The 26,251-nt window shown below is 64.0% G+C and carries 21 protein-coding genes; 13 read left to right on the top strand and 8 right to left on the bottom strand.

Features of this window, described 5'->3' with window-relative positions; all coding sequences use genetic code 11:
- Window positions 1-219: 219 nt before the first annotated feature.
- From AC1DJW_RS23170 to bioB, 6 genes are all read right to left on the bottom strand, one after another.
- The gene (locus AC1DJW_RS23170) at window positions 220-1,323 is read right to left on the bottom strand and encodes a cytochrome P450 (RefSeq protein ID WP_476902622.1); all 1,104 of its coding nucleotides are present in this window, start codon (window positions 1,321-1,323) and stop codon (window positions 220-222) included.
- Window positions 1,320-2,018: a dethiobiotin synthase gene (gene bioD, locus AC1DJW_RS23165; protein WP_476902621.1), complete on the bottom strand. Its 699-nt coding sequence runs from the start codon at window positions 2,016-2,018 to the stop codon at window positions 1,320-1,322. Before bioD ends, AC1DJW_RS23170 begins: the two co-directional genes overlap by 4 nt.
- The gene (locus AC1DJW_RS23160) at window positions 2,015-3,190 is read right to left on the bottom strand and encodes an 8-amino-7-oxononanoate synthase (protein ID WP_476902624.1); all 1,176 of its coding nucleotides are present in this window, start codon (window positions 3,188-3,190) and stop codon (window positions 2,015-2,017) included. The genes bioD and AC1DJW_RS23160 overlap by 4 nt, the downstream gene beginning before the upstream one ends.
- 8 nt (window positions 3,191-3,198) lie before the next feature.
- On the bottom strand, window positions 3,199-4,509 hold the full coding sequence (locus AC1DJW_RS23155; RefSeq protein WP_476902620.1) for an adenosylmethionine--8-amino-7-oxononanoate transaminase: 1,311 nt from the start codon (window positions 4,507-4,509) through the stop codon (window positions 3,199-3,201).
- Window positions 4,506-4,613: a biotin synthase auxiliary protein BsaP gene (gene bsaP / locus AC1DJW_RS23150; RefSeq protein WP_476902623.1), complete on the bottom strand. Its 108-nt coding sequence runs from the start codon at window positions 4,611-4,613 to the stop codon at window positions 4,506-4,508. The genes AC1DJW_RS23155 and bsaP overlap by 4 nt, the downstream gene beginning before the upstream one ends.
- A gap of 131 nt (window positions 4,614-4,744) precedes the next feature.
- Window positions 4,745-5,773: a biotin synthase BioB gene (gene bioB / locus AC1DJW_RS23145; RefSeq protein ID WP_476902619.1), complete on the bottom strand. Its 1,029-nt coding sequence runs from the start codon at window positions 5,771-5,773 to the stop codon at window positions 4,745-4,747.
- Window positions 5,774-6,007: 234 nt separating this feature from the next.
- Here bioB and AC1DJW_RS23140 point away from each other — a divergent pair, with 234 nt between their 5' ends.
- The 3 genes from AC1DJW_RS23140 (at window position 6,008) to AC1DJW_RS23130 (ending at window position 9,566) form a co-directional block, all read left to right on the top strand.
- Window positions 6,008-7,759 carry a purine-cytosine permease family protein gene (locus tag AC1DJW_RS23140; RefSeq protein ID WP_476902618.1) on the top strand — a complete coding sequence of 584 codons (1,752 nt, stop codon included), beginning with the start codon at window positions 6,008-6,010 and terminating at the stop codon, window positions 7,757-7,759.
- Window positions 7,760-7,991: 232 nt separating this feature from the next.
- Window positions 7,992-8,624 (top strand): DUF6318 family protein, encoded by a 633-nt coding sequence (locus tag AC1DJW_RS23135; RefSeq protein WP_476902617.1) that lies wholly within the window; start codon window positions 7,992-7,994, stop codon window positions 8,622-8,624.
- Window positions 8,625-8,630: 6 nt separating this feature from the next.
- Window positions 8,631-9,566 (top strand): hypothetical protein, encoded by a 936-nt coding sequence (locus AC1DJW_RS23130; protein WP_476902616.1) that lies wholly within the window; start codon window positions 8,631-8,633, stop codon window positions 9,564-9,566.
- A gap of 10 nt (window positions 9,567-9,576) precedes the next feature.
- Here AC1DJW_RS23130 and AC1DJW_RS23125 read toward each other — a convergent pair whose 3' ends face one another.
- Complete coding sequence (locus tag AC1DJW_RS23125; protein ID WP_476902615.1) at window positions 9,577-10,893, bottom strand: GAF domain-containing protein; 1,317 nt, start codon at window positions 10,891-10,893, stop codon at window positions 9,577-9,579.
- Between the two features lie 185 nt (window positions 10,894-11,078).
- On the opposite strand from AC1DJW_RS23125, the gene AC1DJW_RS23120 reads away from it, so the two are divergent.
- The 10 genes from AC1DJW_RS23120 to AC1DJW_RS23075 all read left to right on the top strand — a co-directional run bounded on the left by AC1DJW_RS23120 (window position 11,079) and on the right by AC1DJW_RS23075 (window position 22,488).
- Window positions 11,079-12,869: an NAD(P)-binding domain-containing protein gene (locus AC1DJW_RS23120; RefSeq protein ID WP_476902614.1), complete on the top strand. Its 1,791-nt coding sequence runs from the start codon at window positions 11,079-11,081 to the stop codon at window positions 12,867-12,869.
- A gap of 154 nt (window positions 12,870-13,023) precedes the next feature.
- Window positions 13,024-14,094 (top strand): alkene reductase, encoded by a 1,071-nt coding sequence (locus AC1DJW_RS23115; protein ID WP_476902613.1) that lies wholly within the window; start codon window positions 13,024-13,026, stop codon window positions 14,092-14,094.
- A gap of 131 nt (window positions 14,095-14,225) precedes the next feature.
- Window positions 14,226-14,924, top strand: coding sequence for a GntR family transcriptional regulator (locus AC1DJW_RS23110; RefSeq protein WP_390280966.1), 699 nt, complete (start codon window positions 14,226-14,228; stop codon window positions 14,922-14,924).
- A gap of 280 nt (window positions 14,925-15,204) precedes the next feature.
- Window positions 15,205-16,245, top strand: coding sequence for a sugar phosphate isomerase/epimerase family protein (locus AC1DJW_RS23105; protein WP_459340760.1), 1,041 nt, complete (start codon window positions 15,205-15,207; stop codon window positions 16,243-16,245).
- Window positions 16,246-16,249: 4 nt separating this feature from the next.
- The gene (gene dhaL / locus AC1DJW_RS23100) at window positions 16,250-18,004 is read left to right on the top strand and encodes a dihydroxyacetone kinase subunit DhaL (RefSeq protein ID WP_476902612.1); all 1,755 of its coding nucleotides are present in this window, start codon (window positions 16,250-16,252) and stop codon (window positions 18,002-18,004) included.
- Window positions 18,001-18,483, top strand: a complete 483-nt coding sequence (locus AC1DJW_RS23095; protein ID WP_390280972.1) for a ribose-5-phosphate isomerase — start codon at window positions 18,001-18,003, stop codon at window positions 18,481-18,483. Before dhaL ends, AC1DJW_RS23095 begins: the two co-directional genes overlap by 4 nt.
- A 1-nt stretch (window position 18,484) precedes the next feature.
- Window positions 18,485-19,474, top strand: coding sequence for a 3-hydroxyacyl-CoA dehydrogenase family protein (locus AC1DJW_RS23090; protein WP_476902611.1), 990 nt, complete (start codon window positions 18,485-18,487; stop codon window positions 19,472-19,474).
- A 25-nt stretch (window positions 19,475-19,499) separates the two neighbouring features.
- The gene (locus tag AC1DJW_RS23085) at window positions 19,500-20,267 is read left to right on the top strand and encodes an SDR family NAD(P)-dependent oxidoreductase (RefSeq protein WP_476902610.1); all 768 of its coding nucleotides are present in this window, start codon (window positions 19,500-19,502) and stop codon (window positions 20,265-20,267) included.
- A gap of 105 nt (window positions 20,268-20,372) precedes the next feature.
- On the top strand, window positions 20,373-21,722 hold the full coding sequence (locus AC1DJW_RS23080; RefSeq protein ID WP_476902609.1) for an MFS transporter: 1,350 nt from the start codon (window positions 20,373-20,375) through the stop codon (window positions 21,720-21,722).
- A gap of 4 nt (window positions 21,723-21,726) precedes the next feature.
- Window positions 21,727-22,488 carry a triose-phosphate isomerase family protein gene (locus AC1DJW_RS23075; protein WP_476902608.1) on the top strand — a complete coding sequence of 254 codons (762 nt, stop codon included), beginning with the start codon at window positions 21,727-21,729 and terminating at the stop codon, window positions 22,486-22,488.
- A 38-nt stretch (window positions 22,489-22,526) separates the two neighbouring features.
- Here the strand turns inward: AC1DJW_RS23075 and AC1DJW_RS23070 are convergent, their stop codons facing one another.
- On the bottom strand, window positions 22,527-26,207 hold the full coding sequence (locus AC1DJW_RS23070) for a TM0106 family RecB-like putative nuclease (RefSeq protein ID WP_476902607.1): 3,681 nt from the start codon (window positions 26,205-26,207) through the stop codon (window positions 22,527-22,529).
- Between the last annotated feature and the right edge of the window lie 44 nt (window positions 26,208-26,251).

Raw genomic sequence — 26,251 nt, 5'->3', positions numbered from 1 at the left:
CAGGCAACGGCAAGCAACACTCGACACCTGCTACGCCCGCAACCCCCACCGATACCGCAACAAACCCACCGCGCCGGGAGCACCCCCCACCGCCGGGATCAACAACAAACAAACCACCCCGCTGTCACAAACAGCTTGATAGATACCGCCAAAAGTGGCTTTATGTGAGCGAGCGTCCGGCCAAAAGTCGCTTTATGTGAGCGAGGGTCCGGGGTTGGGTCAGCGGCCGACCACCACTGTCCGCGGCGCTTGGAAGGACAACAGGCGGAGCCACTCGGGGTTCGGTTCTGCCAAACGAACGCCTTGCAGCGCTGCCGCAGTTTCCTGTACGACGACGGTGGCCTCCAGTTCCGCGAGCTTCGCACCGAGGCAACGGTGAATGCCTGAGCCGAACGCCAGTCCGTAGGCCGTAGGACCTTGCTCAGACAACGAGTGGTTCCCCGTGAGTTCCAAGAGGATTTCGGCGCCGGCCGGGATGCGCTCGTCGTCGAGGACCGTGTCCTCTGCGGCAACCCGACGCCATGTAGGAACGGAAGATTCCGTGGCCAAAACGTGCCGGATGAGATCCCGGGCAATGGTGCCGGAAGGGGCGTCTTTCCAGGCAAAGCCTGTGGATCCCTCGGCAAGCCTGAATAGTGCCGTGCTGATGAGCTGGGTGGTGGTTTCCTGCCCTGCGATGAGCAGGAAGTAGCCGAGGGAACAGATCTCGGGAGTGCTGAGACCGTGTTCCGCCAAGGAGCCGAAGAGATTCCGCCCGGGCGAGGCCACTGCCTCGAGGACGAGTTCCCGCAGCCAGCCGTAGAACTCTGCCGCGCTGTGTGCCAGTTCCAGTTGCCGCTCGGGATCCGGCCAGCCCCAGAAGAGTTCGAGGGAGTCCAGGCTCCAGGCTTTGAGCTCCGGAAGGTCGCGCACCGGAAGGCCCAGAAGCTCCAACATCACGATCGCCGGCGGGTAAGCGGCCACGGCCTGCACCAGATCCACCTGTCCGTGCGCATTCAAGAGCGCGGCCGCGTCGGAACCAGCATCCCGCGCGATGCCGCGGATACGTGGCTCGAAAGCACCGACCGTTGCCGGGGTAAAGAACCCGGCCACCACCTTGCGGATACCTGCATGGGAATCGGTGTGGTTGCTGGCCAGCACCGGCGGCAAGGCGAAGCGGGCACGCTGCAGGACGCGCAAGGACGGTCCGGACAACGGTGTCACAGCGATGAGGGCATTCGCCGGACTGAAATCTTCCGGCCGGTGCAGGACCTCCCGCACTGCAGCGGGCTCCCGCAGCACCATATACGGGCACGTCTGGGCGCTGGCAGAAGCGGCGCTCATGACCTGGCCCCGTTCAAGGAGTCCAAACCGCTCAGCCAGTGCACACTCGCCGCCTTGAACGTCACGGGTGGGAGGTCCGCGGCGCGCTCGGGGAGCACTCCAAGAAGCTGCCGCAGCGAGCCGAGCGTCGCCCGGTTGCCGTGTTCCAGCACGCCCGGGTCGTCCGGCCAGGTTCCCAGAATCACGCCATGGATGCGCAGGTCCCTGCGTTCCAGGGCCTCGAGCGTCAGGGCCGTATGGTTCAGGGTTCCCAAAGCGGGGCGGGCAACCACTACAAAAGTCGCATCGCTTCCAAGGTGACTGCCCAGATCCGCTAGCGTGCCGCCGGTGGGGTCCAACTCCACGAGGAGACCGCCGGAACCCTCCACGAGGACATGGTCATGTGTGCTGGCTAATTCCCGTATGCGCTCGGCATGTGCCGCAATCGGGGGCAACGTGATTCCGTCCAGTGCGGCTGCGGGCACCGGGGCGAGGGGTTCTTGAAGCACGACGCCGGCCTCGGCCGTGAGCGGTCCGGCCAATCGGGTGATTTCGACGCAGTCGGAGTCACCCGCCGCATCGCCGCTCTGGCAAGGCTTGTACACGGCCACCGAGCGGCCCTCAGCCTGCAGCGCGGACGCAAGCGCCGCCGTCGCGACAGTCTTGCCGACGCCGGTGTCCGTACCGGTGACCAACACTATGTGTGGCAGTTTCATGGCGTTTCCTCCAGGATGCGGCGCAACGTCGCGCACGCGTAGTCGATGTCGTGGGGAGTCAGGGTGGCGCGGGCCGTCAGCCGGAGGCGCGAGACCCCGTCGGGAACCGATGGCGGGCGGAAGCAGCCGACGCGGATACCCGCCCGGTGTGCCGCCTGGCTCGCCGAAAGTGCCGCAGCGGCAGAGGGCATCGGGATGGATTGCACGGCACCAGCTGTTTCAAGCGGCGCGCCAGCGGGCCCGACGCCGGGGCCGCGCCCCTGTAGCGCGGGCGCCAGTCCCGCCGTGAGACTGGCAGCGTTCCGATGGACGGCCGCCGCACGCCACGGTTCCGCCCGGATGATTCCGACGGCGGCGAGTGCAGCGGCGGCCGACGCTGGTGCGAGCCCGGTGTCGAAAATGAAGCTGCGGGCCCTGTTGACGAGGTGTTCGCGGAGCAGGGCACTGCCAAGTACTGCACCCCCCTGGCTGCCGAGTGACTTGGAAAGCGTTGCTGTCAACACCACGTTGGGGTGGGCCGCAAGGTCCGTTCCAGCCACCGAGCCGTGACCCTCAAACGCGCCGAGGCCCGCAACACCGAGGCTGTGGGCCTCGTCCACGAGGAGCATCGCGTCGTGCTCTTCGGCCAGTGCCAGCAGCTGGGGGAGCGGGGCGGCGTCGCCGAAGACGCTGTAGATGGACTCGACCACGATCAAGGCCCGGGGTTCTGCGCGGGTGCTCAGCTGGTGCCCGATTGCGCCTAGATCGTTGTGCGGAACCGTTTCCACCCTCGAACGGCTCAAGCGAAAACCGTCAATCAGCGAAGCGTGGCAATGTTCGTCGGCAACGATGAGGGTCCCTGGGCCGCCGAGCGCCGTCGTGACGCCCAGATTGGCCAAGTAACCGGACGAGAAGACCAACGCGGATTCCATGCCGGTGAGCCTCGCAAGCTCGGATTCGAGCTCCAGGTGCAGCGCCGTGGTACCGGCAACCAGTCGCGAGGACGCGGCACCGGTTCCCCAACGGCCGATCGCCTCCCGGGAAGCCTCTGCCGGCCTCGGGTCCGTCGCGAGGCCAAGATAGTCGTTGCTCGCCAGATCCACCTCGGGGTCCCCACCGTGCCGCGTCATGGGCGTGCGGACGAGGCCCCGGCGCTCGCGGACCGAGGCCTGCTGTTCCAACCACGCGGTCATGGACGTGCTCATGGGCAGTGCACCTCGGCCACGGCCGCCACCATGCCTTCGGCCATCCGCCGGACCTCTTCGGCGGAGCTGATGTAGGGCGGCATCGCGTAAACAAGGTTCCGGAACGGCCGCAGCCACACTCCGTGCCCGACGGCGGCACTCGCCACGGCGGCGACGTTCACTTCCGTGTTCAATTCGAGGACGCCGACAGCGCCGATCGTGCGGACCTCTTTGACGGCGTCGAACGCGTTGGCAGCTTCAAGGCCGGCCGCGAGGCCCGAGCCGATCCGGGCCACATCGCTGCGCCAGGCCCCGTCGTCGAGAATGCCCAAGCTCGCATTAGCCACCGAACACGCAAGCGGATTGCCCATGAACGTGGGTCCGTGCAGCAAGGCGCCCGCGCCGCCGCTCGAGACCCGGGCCGCCACCTCGCCTGTGCAGAGCATCGCCGCGAGCGTGAGGTAACCGCCGGTGAGGGCCTTCCCGACGCACATGATGTCCGGAACCACGCCGGCATGTTGCGCGGCGAACAGCTCGCCCGTGCGGCCGAAGCCAGTGGCGATCTCGTCGAGGATCAGGAGGATCCCGTGCCGATCGGCGATGTCGCGGAGGATGCGCAGGCACTCGGCTGCGTAGACGAACATGCCCCCGGCGCCTTGAAGCACGGGCTCCACGATGATCGCGGCCAGTTCGTTGGCGTGTTCCGCCGCCAGGTCCTCGACGTGCGCCCGCCACTCCTCGATTTCCTCGGGCGGCGCGCCCACGGCGGGTGGCCGCGCGGCGAACACATTGGCAGCGAGCAGCCCGGGGAACGCCGAATGCATGCCGTCCACCGGGTCGCAGACTCCCATCGCCGCGAAGGTGTCGCCGTGGTAGCCGCCGCGGATGCTGAGGAAGCGTTGCCTCTTGGGGAACCCTGAAGCCGTCTGGAACTGCACCGCCAGCTTGAGCGCCACCTCCACGGACACCGACCCCGAATCCGCCAGGAAGACCCGCTCCAGCCGTGGCCGATCTGCGGCAGAAGGGGCCATGGCCACGAGCCGTTCGGCCAGTTCGACGGCGGGCTCGTGGGTGAGGCCGCCGAACATTACATGGCTGAAGGTGTCTAGTTGGCGCTTCGCCGCCGCATCCAGGACGGGGTTCCGGTAGCCGTGGATGACGGCCCACCAGGAGGACATGGCGTCGAGCACCTCATGGCGTCGGCCGGTTTCGTCGCGGAGCCGCAACGTCACGCCGTCGGCGTCTTCGACTTCCCACAACGGCAGCGTCCCCGACGCCGGAGCGTACGGATGCCAAAGGCTCGCGCGGTCACGCTGGATGACGCTCATGTTGTCAGCCTTCCGTGGCGCGAGCATTCCGCGGTCCAGCCGAGCGGCGTGACCTGGACTTTCATGCGGCGGCGACAAAGAGCGCAATAGCGGGGTGGTTCCATCGCGAGGCGCTGCTGGCAGCTCTCGTGAGCGTCCGACGTCGGGCGCTCGCCTTGCTGGGCTCCGCCTTGCGCGGTGGGTCCGCCGCAGTGCCCGCAGTAGCTATCTATGTTTGTGCCTACGGCCCTAGCGTTCACAGCGACTTCTGGAGTTCCTTGATAGGCATGTTCAGCTCGACGAGGAGGTTGAGGTCCGCGTCGGCGGGACGGCCCAGGGTGGTGAGGTAGTTGCCGACGATCACGGCGTTGATGCCGCCCATGAGGCCTTCGCGCGTGCCGAGATCGCCCAAGGTCAGTTCCCGCCCGCCGGCGTAACGAAGCACGGTCCGCGGCATCGCGAGGCGGAACGCCGCAATCGCGCGGAGGGCGTCCTTGCCGTCCATGATTCCTTGGTTTTCGAGGGGCGTCCCGGGGCGCGGATTGAGGAAGTTCAGCGGGACTTCGTGGGGTTCGAGGGCCGCGAGCTGGCTGGCGAGTTCGGCTCGTTGGGCAGTGGTTTCGCCCATGCCGATCAGGGCTCCGCAGCAAAGTTCCATGCCGGCTGCCTTGACCATGTTGCAGGTGTCGAGGCGTTCCTCGTACGTGTGGGTGGTGACGACTTCGGGGAAGTAGCTGCGCGCGGTTTCGAGGTTGTGGTTGTAGCGGTGGACGCCCCACTCGGCGAGTTGGTCCACTTGGCGCTGGGTGAGCATACCCAAGGAACACGCGATGTTGATGTCCACTTCCGCGTTGATGTGGTCGATCGCAAACTTGATCTGGTTCATGAGCTTGATGTCGGGGCCGCGGACGGCTGCGACGATGCAGAACTCCGTGGCCCCGGTGGCGGCCGTTTCCTTGGCGGCTTTTACGAGCTCGGGGATGTCGAGCCAGACGCCCCGGACCGGACTGTCAAACAGGCCCGACTGGCTGCAGAAATCGCAGTCCTCAGGGCATCCTCCGGTCTTGATGGAGATGATTCCCTCTACTTCCACGTCCTCGCCGCAGTGCTCGAGGCGAACTTCGTGGGCAAGCTGCAGGGCTTCGGGGATGGCCTCGTCCGGAAGCTCCAGGATCTCGAGCAGTTGGGATTCGCTGAGGCCTTCGCCTTTCGCGAGGACTTGCTCGCGGGCTGTTTCCAGAATCGGATATTTGGACGTACGCCTTGGGTTTGGCTGGGTGGTCATGGTGCTCCTCGGCCGTTGCTTGCGGGGGATGGTGCGTTCCTTCATGACGGTAGTGGGCTTGTGGGGCGGTGATTTTGTTGGACGTCCACAAACCCCGAGCTGCAATCTTGGCGGCCGACTCGCTGGATAAGTTACAGCCCGGAAACACGGTGGTGACTCCGTGGTTCCATCCCGTCGATAGCGTCGAGGCCATGTTCACCGGGGAAACATGTCCAGACGAGGAAAGTTGCGGGGATGACTGACGATTCGAAGACAACGCAAGTGCTTGAACCACCGACGGGGGGCGGCTTACCGGAGGGGCTCGCCGTCGTCGAACCTTCCGAGACGCTAGGCGCCGGGAGCCGCACGACGGGCAATGCCGATGCGATGAGCGCAGCGAAGGAGAGCCTGGAGGACTACACCCTCAGGTTCGCGCCACGGTCTTACCGCAAGTGGGGTGCGGGCGTGGTCGCGACGAGTGCGCTCGGTGGAATCGCTTATTTGGCGGATTTCTCCATCGGCGCGAATATCGGTATTTCTTATGGCACCGTGAATGCTATTTTCGGAATTGTGGTGGCGGCTGTGGTTATTTTCGCCACCGGATTTCCTTTGGCCTATTACGCTGCTCGCTACAACATTGACCTTGACCTCATCACACGAGGATCCGGATTCGGCTATTACGGATCTGTTGTCACCAACGTTATTTTCGCGACCTTCACGTTCATCTTCTTCGCGCTCGAGGGATCCATCATGGCGCAAGGCCTGGAGCTTGGGCTGGGCATCCCGCGGTGGCTCGGCTATGCGGCGTCCACGCTGATTGTCATTCCCTTGGTGATTTACGGTATGAAGGCCCTGTCCAAATTGCAGGTGTGGACCACCCCGTTGTGGCTCCTGCTCATGGTGGTTCCCGTGGGGTACTTGGTGATTTCGCACCCGGACAGCATCGGGGAGTTCTTCGCGTTCACGGGCAAATCCGGGGCCGAAGGCACCAACCTGGCCTCCGTGATGCTGGCCGCAGGTGTCTGTCTGTCACTCATGGCGCAGATCGCGGAACAGATTGATTACTTGCGCTTCATGCCGCCCAAGACCGCCGAGAACCGCGGCGCCTGGTGGCGTGCCGTGATCCTGGCAGGTCCGGGTTGGGTGATCTTCGGCGCGATCAAGCAGATCGTGGGCATGTTTATTGCTATCTACCTGATCGCCACGCTGGACCCGGCCGCGTCCGTCCACGCGAACGAGCCCGTGCACCAATTCCTTGGCGTGTACCAGGAAATGATGCCGGCATGGCTGGCGATGACCTTGGCCGTGGTGCTCGTGGTCATTTCGCAAATCAAGATCAACGTGACCAACGCCTACTCCGGCTCGCTCGCGTGGACCAACAGTTTCACGCGAGTCACCAAGAGCTACCCGGGGCGCATGGTGTTTGTGGTTGTGAACTTGGTGATTGCGCTGGTGCTGATGGAAGCGAACATGTTCGAATTCCTCAACACCATCCTTGGCTTCTACGCGAATTGCGCCATGGCATGGGTGGTTACGGTGGCGTCCGATATCGCCATCAACAAATACTTGCTCAAGGTTTCGCCGAAGGTGCCCGAGTTCCGCCGCGGCATGCTTTACGCCGTCAACCCGGTCGGCTTCATATCGATGCTGGTTTCGGCCGTTGTTTCGATTGCCGTGTTCTTCGGTGCTTTCGGCTCGGCTGTCCAGCCCTACTCGCCGATCTTCGCTGTTGGGCTGGCGCTTGTGCTGACGCCCGCACTGGCCGTGTTGACCCGCGGGAAGTACTACCTGCGCCGCTCCGACGACGGAATCGATCTACCGATGTTCGACGCCGACGGCAACCCGAGCGACGCCAAGCTTTTGTGCCACGTGACGGGCCTGGAGTTCGAGCGTCCGGACATGGTCCGCTCGGCCCAGGACGGGCCCGACGGCGAGCCGCAGTTCATCTCGTCGCTCGCCTTGTCGACGGATAAGTCGGGGGAGTTGGTCCTGCCGGCTCAAAATTAGGCGGGAGTTCGACAGGTTCCATAGGCCTCGACGACGGATGGGCGGCCTGGCCGCGGTCCCGTCGTCGAGGCCTTTGGCTTGTCTTTGTTGTGTCTGTTGTGTTGCGCCGCGCTGGTGAAGCGATGTCGTGTAATGAGCCGGAGCCTGTGGATAACTTTCCCGCCACGATGGGCAATTAAGCTACCCTTTTTGGAAACGTTTAGTCTTGAAAACTATTTGGGGATAGCAAACCATGACTCCACGCACCTCGATTTCCGCTCGCTCTTTCATCATTGGCAGCCTCGCAACGGCGTTGACGCTGACCGCTTGCGGGAATAACACCCAGCCGCAGTCTGCGTCACCTACGGTTTCCGCTTCAGCCAGTGCCACGGCTACGCCCTCTCCGACCTCGACGGCTGCCTACAAACCAGCGGATGCCAAGGGGAAAGCGGAGAACGTGCCCATTCCGGTGCTGCCGGAGGCCGCGAAGGCGAACAGCAAGGAAGGCGTAGAGGCGTTTGCAAGGTACTGGTTCCAAGCGCTTTCATACGCTTATGAGACTGGGGATACTGAACACTGGTCGCCGAAGACCGCTTCTCAATGTGTCTTCTGTGCAAGTCTCAAAAAAGGGCTAGATTCCGGATACTCCAAAGGACGATGGCTTGTCGGCGGCAAGATGACGACACCATCAATTAGGGCGCTATACAAGGCGGATGCGCCTTCGCAGCAGGTGGAGATTCAAACGATTCAGGATCAAATCGACTACTTCGAAGCCGATGGAAGCATTAGCCAGCCTCCAACACCTCCATCTAACTCGGCAACAGTCATGATTGCAGTTTTCGAATCAGGCTCTTGGAAGGTCTCAGACCTCGGACTCATTCAGTAGGGACGAATGAAACCGAGATATTGGGCAGTTACGGTTTTGGTACTTGCGGTCAGTTTGGTCGCCCCGATCGAAGAAGCGGCCGCCACGCAGGACGATCCTGTATCCGCAGGATTTCAAAAAAGAGGAATCGAAGTCACCGCCAAATGGATCCGTGACCCTCAATCCGGCGAATTTATCCCCGCCCCTCCAAACTTCGTCAGCGACGACCCCAACCAATACAAGGCAGACCTCCAATGCCAGGTTGATCAGGATTCGCTGGCGAAGAAGTGCCTACCTGGTCAGTTGCAATGTCCGCCTCGTGAGGCTGGCGGAAAACCAGGTACGGCGGTCATTTGGAAAGTCGCTCCGAAGTCGGTTTCGAACCCGGTGTGGACTGACTGGACTCCCAACGGAAGTGGCCCGTCGTGCCTCTACGACGAAAAGCCAGAGGATCTCTTGCCGAAAATTGCTGCAAGGATTGAGAGCGACTTCCGCAACCTTCCGATCAAACCGGCGGAGCTGAGGGCCCAGCCAAGCCCGCACACGCTCAAGGGCGCTGAAACAAACATCTTCGCGGACGCCGTTGAGCAGCAATTCGATGTGACGATCCTTGGCCAGCGAGTCCACATAGTCGCAACCCCAGTCGAGTACACCTATGCGTATGGGGACGGCAACAGTCTCGGGCCAACCCCCTTTGCCGGCGGGCCGATCCCAGAGGAACAATGGGGCCAAAAGACGAGAACGAGCCATGTGTATCAACAGACCGGTGACTTTCAGTTGTCCGTGACCACTACCTTCCGCGGCACCTACTCCGTGAATGGTGGTCCGAACATGCCGATTCCAGGCACAGGACAGTTTGCATCGCCGCCACAGAGGGTGAGCGTGTGGAGGTCGATCACGCGCAACTACGCCGACAACTGCATCGTGAATCCGCGGGGCGACGGTTGCCCAGGCGTCCCCTAAAATGAAGCGCCTACGTCCGAAGTTCCCTGTCGATCCTGTCCATTCGTGCCCGCACCAGCTGGAACCGTGAATCGTCGGGAGCCATGAGACTCGCCAAGGTCATCGCGGCTTCGGAATCGTCCGAGCCCATGTCCGTGGAACACCAACGGCTGATCAGTTCAGCATCACCGCTTGCCCGAACCGACGCGGCGACAGCCTGGTCCAGCTCGTCGCGCATCAGCTCTATGGCCAGGGTTACCGAACGGTTCAGGATGCGCCCTGAATACGCGGCCACGGCATCGTGCACCCGTCCGGCCCGCAAATGCTCGGCGACTAGTCCGGCGTCGGTCACTACTGTCACGCCCGGAGCAAAACGGTACGGATTCGCCTCCACCACATTTCCGAGCAACGCACGGATCCGGTGCATCTCCGTCCGGATGGCCGTGGCGGCACCATCTTCGCCATGCAGTTGATACGCGAGCTCATCGGCGCTCCACCCCTGTGTCCTGGAGGCAAGCAACGCGAGGATCTCCGCCCGGCGCAGCGTCACTGGAAGCGGGCCGCCGCCGTCGAGCTCTGCCGTCGGCTTGTCGCCGAGCAGTCCCAAAAATAGCGTCGAAACTATGCCGGGACGAAAGTGCCCGACGGCGGCGCGCTGACTCGGGTCCGCCGTCGCGCCTTCCGACCGTAGGAGCTCCTCCGCGAGCCGGACGCCGCAACGCACCATCCGCAGGCTATCCGGCGTCACCGAATCGATGGGCCCCGACACATCCAGGATCCCGACAATGTCCCCGGTGAAGGGGTCGCGGATGGGCGCTGCGGTGCATGCCCAATCGTGGTGGGTCCGGACGAGGTGCTCGGCGGAGAAGAGCTGGGCGGCGTTCCCCGAGATGAGGGCCTCGCTGATGGCGTTGGTGCCGACTCCAGCCTCGGACCAATCGGCACCCTCCACGAATTCGAGGGAGTCGGCCTGCCGCAGCGCGGAACCGCTGCCGATTCTCCAGAGCACCTCGCCATAGTGGTCGGTGACGATCAGCAGGTGGCGGCCCGCGGCGGACTCATCGGCAAGCAACTGCGAGAGCGCCGGAACCACGCTGGCCAGGCGGTGTCCTTTCCCGAGGGAACGGGCTTCGGCGACTTCATGACGGTGGGCCGGGCTGTGTCGATCGGGGTTGATGCCAAGCGCGATGGACCGCTGCCAGGACTCCACAAGGGACGTTGGCAATAACGGGTGAGGGGCGCCGGACAAGGCAGCCTCGTGGGCCAAGCGGAGCGTCTTGGCGTATTCCAACGGCGAAGAGAAGCGCAGTCCCGGATCCGGGATCAGCGCGCTCGGGCCGTGACGCATGCGCAAACTCCCAACTCGCCATTGAATCGCTGGATCGACGGCCCAAACCCGCGTGGGAACAAGGAGAGGAGCCCGTGTCACCCGATTGTAACCCCCTGCGGCATCTACTTGTGATGCGAGTCACTCACCGGACAGTTGCCACGGAACCGGGAATTGGCTCATCGTCAGCGATGGAAAGAGGAGAAATGCCTGAGACCGCAAACGGCATAGCCGAGGCTTGGCTGGCGCAGTTCGATGAGGCGCTGCGCAGCAACAACACCGAGGCTGCACTGGAACTGTTCGAGGACGAATCGTATTGGCGCGACTTCGTTTCCTTCACATGGAACTTGAAGACCCTCGAGGGCAAGTCCGAGATCAAGCGGATGCTGGACACCACGCTCCCGAACGTGCAGCCAAGCAACTGGAAACTCGCCGAAGATGCCACGGGCGATGCGGCAAACGCCGAGGCCTGGCTCGACTTTGAAACTGCGCAGGCTCGTGGCCACGCACACCTTCGGCTGCGCAACGGCAAGTGCTGGACCCTGCTCACCACGATGCAGGAACTCAAGGGTTTCGAGGAAAAGAAGGGCCCCAACCGGGAGCAAGGAGTGGCCCACCACATCAGCAAGGGCCGCAAATCCTGGCTCGAACTCAAGGAAGAGCAAGAAGCCAAGCTGGGCTACGAGGAGCAGCCCAACACTGTCATCATTGGCGGCGGCCAGGGCGGGATCGGGCTCGGAGCGCGGCTGCGCAGGCTCGGAGTCTCCACCATCATCGTCGAGAAGAACGAGCGCCCGGGCGACTCCTGGCGCAACCGCTACAAGTCGCTGCACCTGCACGACCCCGTCTGGTACGACCACTTGCCCTACATGAAGTTCCCGGACGACTGGCCCGTCTTCGCAGCCAAGGACAAGATCGGCGATTGGCTGGAGCACTACACCCGGATCATGGAACTGAACTACTGGTCCAAGACCGAGTGCACCAACGCCCAGTGGGACGAGGATCGCGGCGAGTGGGAAGTCAGCGTCATGCGCGACGGCGAACCGGTCACCTTGCGTCCGAAGCAGCTGGTGTTCGCCTTGGGCGTCTCCGGCTACCCGAACGTCCCCGTGTTCGACGGCGCCGAGAGCTTCCTGGGGCAGCAGTACCATTCCTCCAAGCACCCAGGCGGCGGTGACTGGACCGGGAAAAAGGCCGTGGTGATCGGCTCGAACAACTCGGCTCACGATATCTGCGCAGACCTGTGGGAACACGGCGCCGAGGTCACCATGGTCCAGCGCTCGTCCACGCACATCGCCCGGAGTGAGTCCCTGATGGACCTGGCGCTCGGCGATCTCTACTCGGAAAAGGCGCTAGCCAACGGAGTCACCACAGAGAAAGCCGACCTTCTCTTCGCTTCCTTGCCGTACCGGATCCTGCCAGAGGCCCAGATCCCGGTCTACCACCAGATGGCGGAGCGCGACGCCGAGTTTTACTCCCGGCTTGAGGCGGCCGGTTTCGATCTCGACTTTGGAGTGGACGGCTCGGGCCTCTTCCTGAAGTACTTGCGACGCGGCTCCGGCTACTACATCGACGTCGGTGCATCCCAGCTGATCATCGACGGACGCGTGAAACTCGCGAACGGCCAGGTCAGCAAGATCACCGGGAACGCCGTGGTGATGGACAACGGCACTGAGCTCGAAGCCGACGTCATCATCTACGCCACCGGCTACGGCTCCATGAATGGCTGGCTCGCCGACCTCGTCTCACCCGAGGTGGCCGACGCCGTCGGGAAATGCTGGGGATACGGTTCCGACACACCCAAGGACCCCGGCCCCTGGGAAGGAGAACTGCGCAACATGTGGAAGCCCACCAACGTGCAGAACCTCTGGATCCACGGCGGAAACCTGCACCAAAGCCGGCACTACTCCAGCTACCTGGCCCTGCAGCTCAAGGCGAGGGCGGAAGGCCTGCCGACCCCGGTGTACGAGCTCCAGCCATCGCACCACACGCGCTGAAAGGCGGTAAACACGCACGTTCGACGGCGGCACCCAGCCTTTCCGCGGAAGGCGGGGGCCGCCGTCGTCGTGTGATCCGCGTCTCAGCAGGAATAGTTGCAGGCGCGCGGCAGTTGCCCCCAGTGGACCCGTTCCCGTTTGAAAGGCACTGCCCATGTTGTTTTCTCCTTTGACTCTTGGCGAGATTGAACTTTCCAACCGCTTGGTCATGGCGCCGCTGACCCGTGTCCGATCGGGCGCCGAAGGCATTCCCGGCCCGTTGGTTGTGGAACACTACCGGCAGCGTGCCTCCCTCGGGCTGATCGTCAGCGAGGGCACCTACCCGACGCCGGCAGGCAAGTCCTACCCGGGCCAGCCCGGCCTCGTCACGGAGGAACAGATCGCGGGCTGGAAGAAGGTGACAGACGCCGTCCATGCTGAAGGCGGCCGGATGTTCGCCCAGGTCATGCACGGTGGGCGCGTCTCCCACGCCGACATTACTGGCGGGCATGAGATCGTGGCACCCAGTGCCGTGGCCATCGACGGCGAAGTCCGCACGCCGAATGGCAAGAAGCCGTACCCGGTGCCCCGCGAACTGAGCACTGATGAACTTCCCGCAGTGATCCAGGAAATCGTCACTGCATCCAGGAACGCCATCGAGGCAGGATTCGACGGCGTCGAACTGCACTCTGCCAACGGTTACCTGCTGCACGAGTTCCTTGCCCCCAACACCAACGTCCGCACCGACAGCTACGGTGGCTCCCCGGAAAACCGGGCCCGCTTCGTGATCGAGACGGTCAACGCGGTGGTTGAAGCATTGGGCGCCAACCGGGTGGGCATCCGGATTTCCCCTGAGCACTCGGTCCAGGGAATCGCCGAGACCGACCCCGCCGATGTCCGCGCCACCTATGAAGTCCTGGTGGACACCATCGCCTCGCTCAACCTCGCCTACCTCAGCATCCTCCACCATGATCCCAAGGGTGAACTCGTGCAGGACCTGCGCGAGCGTTTCAACGGCACGTTCCTGGTGAACACCGGCTTCGGTGTAGTGACCACTCGGGATGAAGCCCTGGCACTCGTGGCCGACGGCCACGCCGATGCCGTGGTGGTTGGCCGCCCGGCCATTGCCAACCCGGACCTTGCGCGCAGGTGGCGTGAGGGCCTCCCGCTCAACGAACCGGACCCGTCCACGTTCTATGGCGAAGGCGCCAAGGGGTACACCGACTACCCGTTCTACGCCAACTAGAACGCCTGAACCCCGACGGCGGCACCTGCGAAAGGTGCCGCTGTCGCGGTTTAACCGAGCGGGAGGGGCTTCAGAGTCTGTCCCGGGCGTCCAAGGCCACCACAAAGGGACCATTCCTATAGGATTTGTCTATGAAACTCGCTTCCTCACGGGACCGCGCCCCTGGCCGACCCGTCAGCCGCCAGGTTCTCGCCGACCACGTCTACGAGGAACTTCTCGCGTGGCTCATGGACGGCCGGCTCGAACCAGGAGCCGCGGTCAGCATCGACGGGACGGCGCGGGAATTGGACGTTTCGCCGACACCCGTGCGCGAGGCACTGGCGCGGCTGGAGCACACAGGCATGGTCCGCCGGGTCGCCCTCAAGGGTTACAGGGTGGCCCCGGTGTTCACGCGCGAGGATTTTGCCGAACTCATGGAGGCCAGGCTCGCGATTGAGCCCGTGAATGCGCGCTTGGCGTGCAGCCGGATCACGCCGGAGGATTTGGCGGCTTTACGAGAGGCTGTGAAGGACCTGGAGACTGCTCCTCGAGGCCCGTCTTTCGTGGAATTCCGGGACTATCTAGAGGCCGATGAGCGCTTCCATAAGCTGATCGCCGAGCAGTCGGGCAATCAATTCATGCTTGCCGCCTACACCGCGCTGGGCGGCCAGGTCCAGCGGTTCCGGCTGTTCGGGGGAGTGGGCATCACCGACGCGGACCAAGCCATCGCGGAACACCAAGCGGTGCTCGACGCGCTGGCGAGCGGTGACCCGGAACAGGCCGCAGCCGCCATGGCCGACCACGTGCACAAGGTCCGGGCCCGGGCCATCGCCGACGCTCCCGCTGACTGAACCGTCGCCTACAGGCCGAGTCCGACGGCGATCAAGACGGCGACCCGACGCCGCCAGACCCTCAAGGCCCGTCTAACGGCGGGCCTTTTTGTGTGCGTGGCGAACGCGATATCTCGTGACCCTCTTCACAAACATATGTAAGACATATAGGATCTTTGATGACGCTAGGCGGGGTGCGAAAAGGCGGGGCCGGCCTGCGGAAATCCAAATAAACATGTTGACAGCCTCGTCCAGATAGTAAATCCTATAGGAAACAGGATTCCACGAAGGAGTGAAAACTATGGCTTACACCGCCGAAACCTGGCCCATCACCGCGGCCCTGCTCCAGTTCCCCGGCACTGACGCAACCGGACAGCACATCAACGACGCCGATGCTTCCGCTTGGGCTGAGGTCCTGCAGGAAGTCAAGGACGCAGGATTTGCCAACGCAGACCTCACGGACAGCTGGGTCCGCCCCGGCGACCTCAGCAAAGAACGCCTCGCCGAGTTCAAACAGACCGCAGAACACGTTGGCATTGGCATCCCCGTCATCTCGGCCATCCGCCGCAGCGTCATTCACACCCGCGACTGGGCAGAGAACCTGGCGTACAGCCACCGCACCATCGACGCCGCGGCCGAATTGGGCTGCGAGGTTGTCTCCTTCGGACTCCACCAGGCCATCACCGCCGAGCAGCAAAAGCAGCTGTGGTTCTGGACGGTGGAAGGCTACAAGGACCCGGTGGGGGACAAGGAAACCTGGGGCAACGCCGTCGCCCGCTTGCGGGAACTCGGTGAGCACGCCGCGGAAGTCGGCATTCTCCTGTCCCTCGAAATGTACGAGGACACCTACCTCGGCACCGCCGATTCCTCGGTCCAGCTGGTGCAGGACATCGGGCTGGACAACGTTGGCCTCAACCCGGACCTTGGCAACCTCATCCGACTCCACCGTCCCATCGAGGACTGGCGCGAGATGGTAGCCAAGACCCTGCCGTACTCCAACTACTGGCACATGAAGAACTACATCCGCGACGAAGACGTGGCCCGCGACAGCTACATCACCATGCCTGCGCCGATGGAGAGCGGCCTCATCAACTATCGCGAGGCCTTCAAGCTCGCGCTGTCGGTAGGCTTCCAAGGCATCCTGTGCACCGAGCACTACGGCGGCGACGGGCTCAGCGTGACGGCGAGCAACCAGGAATACCTCCGGCGGCAGGTCCTTCCGAAGACAGAGAACTACGTCCTAGGCCAGAGCCAGGTTGCCCAGGGCCGGCAGCAGCCTTCCGGCCGAATCGGCTCCGCTTCCGCGCAGCAGGCCGCAGCCTCCCAACTGGCTGGTGTCTAGAACCATGACAAGGATTTTCGACAACCCCGCAGACTTCGCGGACGATGCTTTGGACGGATTCGTCGCCGCCAACCGCGGCTATGTTGCCCGCGTGGACGGCGGAGTGGTCCGTTCCACCGAAGTCCCCTCCGGACAGGTCGCCCTCGTGGTGGGCGGCGGCTCGGGACACTACCCTGCGTTCGCCGGACTGGTCGGGCCGGGCCTGGCAACCGCCTCGGCGTGCGGCAACATGTTCGCCTCCCCGGCGGCAGGCCAGGTCTACCGCGTAGCCAAAGCAGCCAACGCCGGAGGCGGAGTCCTGCTCAGCTACGGCAACTACGCAGGCGACGTTTTGCACTTCGGCCAGGCTCAATTGCGCCTCAACGCGGAAGGCATCGAGACCCGCACCGTGACCGTTACCGACGACATCGCCAGCGCTCCGTTGGACCAGATCGAAAAACGGCGGGGAATCGCGGGCGATCTCACGGTCTTCAAGATCGCCGGCGCCGCGGCCGAAGCGGGACTGGACCTCGACGCCGTCGAGCGCTTGGCGATCAAGACGAACTACCGCACACGCTCGCTCGGGGTGGCCTTCGACGGTTGCACCCTCCCAGGCGCATCGGATCCGCTGTTCCACGTTCCGGCCGGCCAGATGTCCCTTGGCCTCGGCATCCACGGTGAGCCAGGCATCTCCGAGCACAAAATGCCCACCGCTTCCGAGCTCGCCGAACTGCTCGTCTCCAGGCTCCTCAATGACAAACCGGACGACGCCGGAAACCGCGTGGTGGCGATCGTCAACGGCCTCGGCACCGTCAAGTATGACGAACTCTTCCTGCTCTTCGGCAAGATCGAAAAGCTCCTCAGCAAAGCGGGCCTCACCGTGGTGGAGCCCGAGTGCGGCGAGCTCGTGACAAGCCTGGACATGTCCGGTCTTTCGCTCACGCTGCTTTGGCTGGACGAGGAGCTCGAGCAATATTGGGCAGCACCCGCCGACACCCCGGCATTCCGCAAGGGCAACCTCGCGCCCCGCCGGCCCCGCAAGCAAGGGAGCGTCGCCGCGGTGGACGAGTCCGACGTCGAGCAGCCCACCGCGGCTGCCGCCGGACTCGGGCGGCAGGCCGTGGCCGTGCTCGCCCAGGTGCGGGACGTCGTCGTCGAGCATGAAGAAGAACTCGGCAAGCTGGACGCGATTGCCGGCGACGGCGACCACGGCATCGGCATGCGACGCGGCGTCGACGCGGCCTTCGCCGCCGCCGAGACGGCAAGCGGAGCCTCGGTGGGGCGGATCCTGACGGCGGCGGGTGAGGCCTGGAGCGAACGCGCCGGCGGAACCTCGGGCGCGCTGTGGGGCTCGGCGATCATCGCGGCAGGACAGGCGCTCGGCAACAAAGCGGGCTACTCCGGCGAGGATGCCGCGGCTGCCGTCACCGGCTTTGTGGACGCGATCACCGAGCTTGGCAAGGCCGAACCTGGCGACAAGACCATGGTGGACGCGCTGCTGCCGTTCCGGGACGCATTCCTCACAGAGTTCGACGCCGGAGCCCCGGTCGACCGGGCCCTCGCGGCTGCTGCTGCGGCAGCCGAGGCCGCGGCAGCTGAGACAGCCGGCTTGCGTCCGCTCAAGGGCCGGGCCCGTCCGCTCGCTGAGAAGAGCCTGGGCCACCCTGATCCCGGTGCCGTCTCCTTCGGGCTGATCACGGCGAGGATCTCACAACATATCGATTCACAGCTGGGCGGTTCACTGCTAGCGCCCCCAGCAGGAAACGGAGTTAAAGCATGACCACATCAGCAGGCTGGCGGATCATCGTCGGCAACGACGAAGCCGGCGTCGAATACAAGCAGGCACTCATGGCACTGCTTGAAGCCGATCACCGGGTGGCGTCCGTAAGCGACGTGGGGGTCGGGGCCAACGACTCCACTGCCTACCCGCACGTTGCCGTGGAGGCGGCACGCAAAGTAGCCGCGGGCGAAGCGGACCGTGCCCTGTTGATCTGCGGAACGGGCTTGGGCGTGGCCATCGCGGCCAACAAAGTCCCCGGAATCCGTGCCGTCACCGCGCACGACAGCTACTCCGTGGAGCGTTCGGTCCTGAGCAACAACGCCCAGGTCCTGACCATGGGACAGCGGGTGATTGGCTTGGAACTGGCCAAGAAACTCGTGGGCGAATGGCTGGGCTACCACTTCGACGAGACATCATCTTCCGCCGCCAAGGTGGACGCCATTTGCTCCTACGAGCCCGATTACACAAAGGCAGTGTGACATGACTGAATCAACAAGCAGCGCCGCAGGCGACGGAAGCGCGGCCCGGAAGATCGCCGTCGTCGGCTCCGGTTACATGGGCGGCGGGATCGCGCAGGTGCTGGCCCTCGGCGGGGCACGCGTGGCGTTGGCGGATGTATCCGCGGAAATCGCGCAGAAGAACTACGACCGCCTGCTGGTGGAGTCGGACGAATTCGTGGCCGCGGGCCTCTTTCCTGAAGGTTCCACGGCAATCCTGAAAGCCAATCTGTGGGCCGCGAAGGACATCGAAGAGGCCGTGGTGGACGCCGACTTCATCGAAGAAGCCGTTCCAGAGGTCCTCGACATCAAGCACCAGACCCTCGCCCGCATCAGCGCGGCCGCCCGTCCTGACGCCCTGATCGGGTCCAACACCTCCACCATTTCCATCGCCGATCTCGCCGAGGCCGTCGTCGGTCCGGAGCGATTCCTGGGCGTGCACTTCTCCAACCCGTCGCCGTTCATTCCCGGCGTCGAGATCATTCCCCACGCCGGCACCACACCGGAGACCGTGGCAGCGTCCCGCGAACTGGTCCACGCGGCCGGCAAGCAAACCGCCGTCGTCAAGGACGTCACCGGTTTCGTGCTCAATCGCCTGCAATACGCGCTTTTCCACGAGGCCGCGCAGCTGGTGGAGCAAGGGATCGCAACGGCCGACGACGTCGACACCCTCGTCCGTACGACGTTCGGCTTCCGCTTGCCGTTCTTTGGTCCATTCGCGATCGCGGATATGGCCGGACTGGACGTCTACAACTTCTGCTACAAATCCCTGCAGACCGGATTCCCGGAACGCTTCGCCACGCCGAAGATCCTGAGCGACCTCGTCGAGGCGGGAAAGCTCGGGACCAAGACCGGCGCAGGATTCCTCAGCGTTCCGGCGGAACGCACGCCCGAACTCATCGCCTACCGGAACAAGGCCTACGTGGCCATGCAGAAGCTCCTCGACGAGCTCGGCCCGGCCCCCATCAACTAGTCCCGACATTCACAGGAGAATACCCATGAGCACTTTCCCCGCAGAACGCACCGCGATCGTCACCGGCGCCGTTTCCGAGCGCGGCATCGGCCGGGCCACCGTCAACTACTTGGCCGCAAAAGGCTGGAACATCGGCATCATCGATTTGGACGACGCCCTGTGCAAGAGCACCGCGAAGGAAATCGCCGCCGAATATGGCGTCCAGGCCTATGGCGTGGGCGCCAACGTGGCCGATGAAGCATCCGTGCGCTCGGCGATCGACACGCTCGAGGCCGAGCTGCCGCAGATCGTCGCCCTGGCCAACGTCGCCGGCGTCAGCTCGCCCATCGGATACCTCGAACTCGAGCCCGCAGAGTGGAACCGCGTCCTGAACATCAACCTCAACGGCGTCCACTACGCCACACGCCGCGTCGCCGAGTCCATGGTCAAGAACCGGATCGGACGCATCGTGAACATCTCCTCCGTTTCCGCACAGCGCGGCGGCGGGACGTTCTCCAAGACCCCGTACTCGGTGGCAAAGGCCGGAGTCATCGGCCTGACCCGCGCTACCGCCCGCGAACTGGGTGAGTACGACATCACTGTCAACGCCATCTCTCCCGGCCCGATCGACACCGACATCATGGGCGGCACCCTCAGCGAGGAACGCAAGGACGAACTCACCAAGGACCTCGTGGTGAACCGCGTTGGCTCCACCCGGGACATCGCCGCCGCCATCGCCTTCCTCATCAGCGAGGACTCCGGTTACATCTCGGGCCAGACGCTGAATGTCGACGGCGGCTTGTACATGCACTAATTCCGGACCGCACCACCCTTTGACATGCCCCAGCCCTTTGACATGCCCCAACCCTGACTACTCAGCTCTGATTACTCAACAGTCATTACTCAAAGAGGAGTTTCGATGTCCCTTGCCAGTTTATCCACGAAGGAGATGCTGGATTCGCCGGTCCTAAGATCGGCGATCCGCAAGGCTGCCACCCGGCTCATGCCGATGCTGGTCATCCTCTATGTCGTTTCCTTCCTCGACCGCACCAACGTTGGTTTCGCTGAAGCCGCCCTCGGCGCGGACAAAGGCGTCTCGGCCGGAGCGTTCGCGCTCGGGGCCGGCATCTTCTTCATCGGTTACGCAATCTTTGAAATCCCCAGCAACCTGCTGCTCAAAAAGGTCGGCGCCAAGATCTGGCTCGCCCGCATCGCGATCACGTGGGGCCTCGTTTCGGCCTGCTTTGCTTTCGTACAGGGCGAGACATCCTTCGTGATTCTGCGGTTCCTGCTCGGCGTGACCGAGGCGGGACTGTTCCCGGGCGTCATCATGTACCTGGCAGAGTGGTTCCCGAACAAGGTACGCGTGCAGATGTTCGCGATCTTCTACCTCGCCCAGCCGTTCTCCCAGATGATCGGCAACCCACTCTCCGGCTGGCTCATCAACATCGGCGACCAGATTCCGGGCGTCCGTGGTTGGCAGGTCATGTTCTTCACCGAGGGCATCCTGGCCGTGCTCGCTGGCGTTGCGGCGTTCTTCTTCCTGATCAACGGGCCGGAGAAGGCCAAGTTCCTCAACGTCGACGAGAAGTTCGCGCTCAAGGAGATCATGGCGCAGGAAGACACGGTCAAGGATGAAACGGGGCCGCGAGGCGTGTTCGCAGCGATGCGCAACGGCCGCGTTTGGTACTTCACGATCATCTACTTCTGCCTGCAGATCGCCGTCTACGGGGTCACCTTCTTCTTGCCGCAGCAGGTTTCCTCGCTGACCGGCCAGAAGGTGGGCCTCGCCGTCGGCCTGCTGATCGCGGTTCCGTGGTTCTTCGGCATCTTCTCCTGCTACCTGATCGGCCGTGCGGCGAACACCGTTGCCAAGCGCCGCATGTTCGGCTCCGTGCTGTTCCTGTCCACGGGTGTCTGCATCCTCGGTTCGGCGTGGGCCGGGACCAACCACCAGCCGGTGCTCGGGCTGATCTTCATCACGCTCGCGGTGTGCAGCTTCCTGGCAGTCGGTCCGGTGGTTTGGGCCTACCCGACGGCGTTCCTCGCCGGCTCCGCGGCCGCCGCCGGTATTGGCCTGATCAACTCGCTGGGCAACCTGGGCGGTTTCGTGGCCCCGATCCTGCGGACCGCGGTCAACAGCGCCACCGCCGACCCCACGGGATCCGCCGGCGTCTACGCACTGGGAATCCTTCCGTTCCTGGCGGCCGCCATGATGCTCGGCACCCGGGCATTCAAGAACAAGGCCGACGATCTCCTGGGCAAGTAATCCGTTGTACATCGGTGTCAGCACCAAGATGTACATGGGCTACCGGCACAGCATGTCTTGGCTGGAGCAACTCCGAAATGAAGTGGACGCCCGTCCGGCCCTGGTGGCCGGGCGGGTGGTCCCGTTTGTGATCCCGTCGTTCCCCATGCTGCCCGACGCGGCCCGGATACTGGAAGGCTCTCCGCTGCGCCTGGGCGCGCAAAACTGCGGCTGGGCTGAGGGTCCGTGGACGGGTGAAGTGTCACCGTCATTGCTGGCGGAGCTGGGTGTGCGGCTCGTTGAGATCGGACACGCGGAACGGCGGCGGCACTTCGCCGAGGACGACGCCGTGGTCGCATTGAAGGTCCGGGCCGCGGTGGACGCCGGGCTGACCCCGCTGTTGTGCGTCGGCGAGGAGGCTGTCGGCGATCCGGCAGTGTCGGCGTCGTTCGTGTTCCGGCAGATCTCCGCCGCCGTCCGGGACGACTGGGCGAGCGCGGGCAGCCTGGTTATCGCGTACGAACCGGTGTGGGCCATCGGCGCGGCCGAGCCGGCCCGCGCAGCTTACGTCTCCGACGTCGTCGCTCACCTCCGGGGCTTGCTCGCCGAACATGGCCTCGCCGAGCTGCCGATCATTTACGGCGGCTCGGCCAAACCGGGGCTCCTGCCCGAACTGCAGGGCGTGTCCGGACTCTTCCTAGGCCGCTTCGCGCACGACCCCGCGAACTTCGGGGCTGTACTCGACGAAGCGCTGGGCTTGCCCAAAGCCCTGAGCCTGCCCAACTGAGTCGCATTTGTTGTCGTTTTCAGGCCTCATAACGACAACTAATGCGAGTTAGTTGGGTCGCCACGCTGGCATAGTCCGACAAAACCGCCCAACTGTTCCAGCCCTTCCGGCCGGGTGGGCAGGTAGTTTGTCAGCTCCGGTGAGCGTACGACGACGGCGCGCCACTGACCGCGCGACACCGCCACATTGATCCGGTTGCGTGAGAGCAGGAACTCCATGCCGCGCGGTACCTCGGCTGCAGCGGACGCAGCCATGGACACGATCACGACGGGGGCTTCCTGGCCCTGGAACTTGTCCACGGTCCCGACCCGCACACCGCGAAGTCCGGCCGCCCTCAGTTCGTGTTGGATGAGCTGGACCTGGGCGTTATAGGCCGCCACCACCAGGATGTCCTTTTCAAGCAGAGGCCGTTCCTTGGCTGATTCCCGGGAGTCCAGCCACCCCAAGCCAAGGTGTTCCTTGACTTGGCGGACCACCTCCTCGGCTTCTTCGGGCGACTGGGTGGAGTTGCCGCTGTGCGGGACGTAGACGCATTCGACCCCGGCCCGCACCCCGGACAAACGCCGCCCGGAAGCAGCCGGTGCTGAATGCAGCCGGCCATCGTAGGACAGCTCCGACACGGCACCACACAAATCCGGGTGCATTCGCCACGACGTCGCGAGGAAATAGCCGAGCTCCGCGGGCAGCGTGTGCATGCCGTGGGCCAGCCAGCCGAGAGCAGACTCGTCGACCGGTTCGGGGTGCTTGCCCTGGGTGACTTGGGGCAATTGCTGTGGGTCGCCGAGGAGCAGCAGCCTCTTCGTTGCCCGGCTCACAGCGAGGGTGTTGGCGAGCGAGAACTGACCGGCTTCGTCGATCACCAGCAAGTCCAGGGACTGCGCCGAGACGGTCCGGCCCGTCATGGTCCATGCCGTGCCGCCGATCAAGCAGCCTCCAGGCGATTCAAGCAGTCGTTCAATGTCGTCCTTGCTCTGCTGGTCCCAGGGAACAGGGTCGTCATGCTTCACTTCCTTGGCGATGAGCGCAGGATGCACCCCCGCCCGCACTGCGGCGTGGAGCATGTTCTCGACGACGGCGTGGGACTGTGCAACAACCCCTACCTTCCAGCCAGCACGCACCAGCCGCGCGACAACGTGCGAGCCAACGTAGGTCTTGCCCGTTCCCGGCGGCCCTTGGACGGCAAGGTATGACCGGTCCAGATCCGACACGGCAGCGGTGATGGCGTCCACATAAGCATCGTCGCCGGACCCGACGGCGGGCAGTTCCGCAAGCGTAACCAGCCGAGGCGGGATCCGGCGCAAGAGGTCCAAGGCCGGATCCTTTGGCCACGACGGCAGGCTGGAACGCACCTTGATGGCCAGTTCGCTCAAGGCCTTCCGCTGCCCGTCCGTGTTGACTGGAGCATCGGGCGTCAATGCCATGGGAAGCTGCGAGTATTCCTCGGCACCTTTGGGCAGTCGCTCTGAAATGGTCACAACGTCCGAGACGCCGTCGTCAGGCTCCGAAACCGTGCTGCCGTCATAGGGGTCGTCGGGATCGCGGACCTCGATCACCTCTGTGCCGGACATTCCCGATCTGCCGAGAGCGCTTTCGTTCTTGCCAAGGAAGGCATCGGGGAGTGGAGGCCCGTACATCCGGAAGAACTTCTTACCGGGCGCGAAACCGGAGCCGTCGGCGGCGTGGCCGAACAGCCGTACCTTCCGGGCCGGGTTGCTGCGCGGAGTCGGCTTGGCCCAGTCCGCCAGCACTTCGCCGCCTTCCACGATGAAGCAGTCCCTGGTGTCCTCCCACTCTGAGACGGGCCGGTCCAAGCGGTCGAAGTGTCCCCACCAGAATTGCTTATCTTCCCGGCGGTGAAATCCAACCGCGGCCGCAACCAGCGACACCGCCCGGTTGTCGTCGGATCGGAGCGCTTCGTCCGGCAATTCCGCAAGGTAGTCGAGGAGGGCTGTTTCCTCGGGTGCGGCCTCGTACTTGTCCGGCTCGGTCTCCGCGGGTAGCCCGGGTCCCGAAGCAGCCGGAAGACCGGGTTCAATAGAGCGCTCCGCTGCCAGGCCCAGCAGCCAATTCCGCAGTTCCAGGGTGGAGAGGCAGTCGTATTCGTTGTAGTCGGAGATGCCCGCCAGGATTGTTGCCGCTTCATCTTCGCGGTTCGCGTCCCGGGCCGTGCAGTAGTTGGCGTAGGCAACCACGGAGGCTCCGGCGTCGGTCACGTCACCCGAACGCAAATGCTTGCCCATATACAGGGGTTCGAGTTTCTTGATGCTGTAGGAGTCTTCAGAGATGCGGATGCTGTGCCGGACGGTGTCGTAGAGGTCCACCAGCACGCCTTCGCGCAGGAGGTTGTCCACGGCGGCTTCGCCTACGGTGTGGATGACCGACAGGTTCCGCAGCGCGGTTTTCTCATAGGCAGCGTAGTGGTAGATCCGCATATCCGGATACTTCATGCGGCGTTCTTCCACGTAGTCGAGGAAATCGATGAACGCCTGCCGTTCCTCAGCCCGGGAATGTGCCCAGAACGGCTTGAACACCGGAACTTCGCCCGGCTCCGTCGGATTTTCGATCACCCCGAACAAGTACTCCAGTCCCCAGCGGCCGGTTACCGGGTCTTGCCACAGTGGGTCTCCCTCGAAGTCGAAGAAGATGTCTCCTGCGTCGGGCCGGGGGAGCCGGGCCAAGGAGTTGGACTCCAGGACGGAATAGCTGATGCTCTTCGCCGTGCCGGTCTTATCGGTGTAATTGACGGTGCCATCGGGTGTGGCTGTCCCGGTTTGCAGTCGGGCTTGTTCCTGTAGGCGCCGGGTGGCGGAATCGGCGGCGTCGGGCATCCCAGCAAGGGCATCAATGTTAAAGATCCCTGCTTCCATGAGCTTCTTGCGCCGGGTGATCCTCATTCCCGCCACCATCAGCAGGTCCCTGTGGAGGCGCACTTGTTCCTTGCAGTAGTCGCAGCGACCGCAAGCGGTGATTCCCGGCGCGCCCCATTGGATAGGCTCCAGCCGCGATCGGTGCGAGTCCGTCAAGGCGAGGAAGCGGTCCCGGCGTTCACGGAAGACCGGCAGCACATCGGCGAGCCGGTGGTTGCTGTGCACATAGTCGAAGCCGCCACGGCCGTCCGATTCAGCAGCGTCCCGACCGGCCGCGTCCCGCTGAGTGGTGGCACCCAGGACAAGGGTCAGGTCCGGGGCTGGAGTAATTCCGGCCTTGAGTAGCTGCTCGCCGTAGGCCGCTAGTTGCAACAGCGCGGTGACCTTGGCGTGGCGGGCGAGCTTGGTGTCGTACACCGCGTAGCTGCCGTCCGTCTGCTTGACGAGGAAATCGGACCGTCCGTGAAACTGACCGTCGAAGAACGCGGCCTGGAAGACCACATCCGCGCCGGATCGCAACGCCTCGATGGATTCCGCGTGCTTGGCTTGCAGGGTGGCGCGATCCATCGCTTCGGCGGGAACGACGTCGAACACCCCCTTGCGCGCAAGCGGATCCCAAGTGCCGAACTCGGCCACAAAACGGTCCAGCACCCTGTGCTCGTGAATGTCGCCCAGCGCGGCGGTCCGTTCCAGCATTTCGTCGACGTCGAAAGCGGGCTTCTCCGAGCGGCCCAGCTTCTCGTCCAACTTGCGCAGCAACTGGTACTCGCAGGTGGAGGCCGTCACGAGGTCACTGGCGGAAAACACCAAATCCTGCGCTTGCCCTGCATCTACCGAATCGAGAAAAAACACCGTGCCCCCAGACCGTTGAGCTGATGAAGCCAAGCTATCAGTGC

It is taken from the genome of Arthrobacter sp. 05L417 (assembly GCF_056397865.1).
Note: the sequence above shows the minus strand (reverse complement) of the source record. Positions and strands in the feature narration are given on the sequence as shown.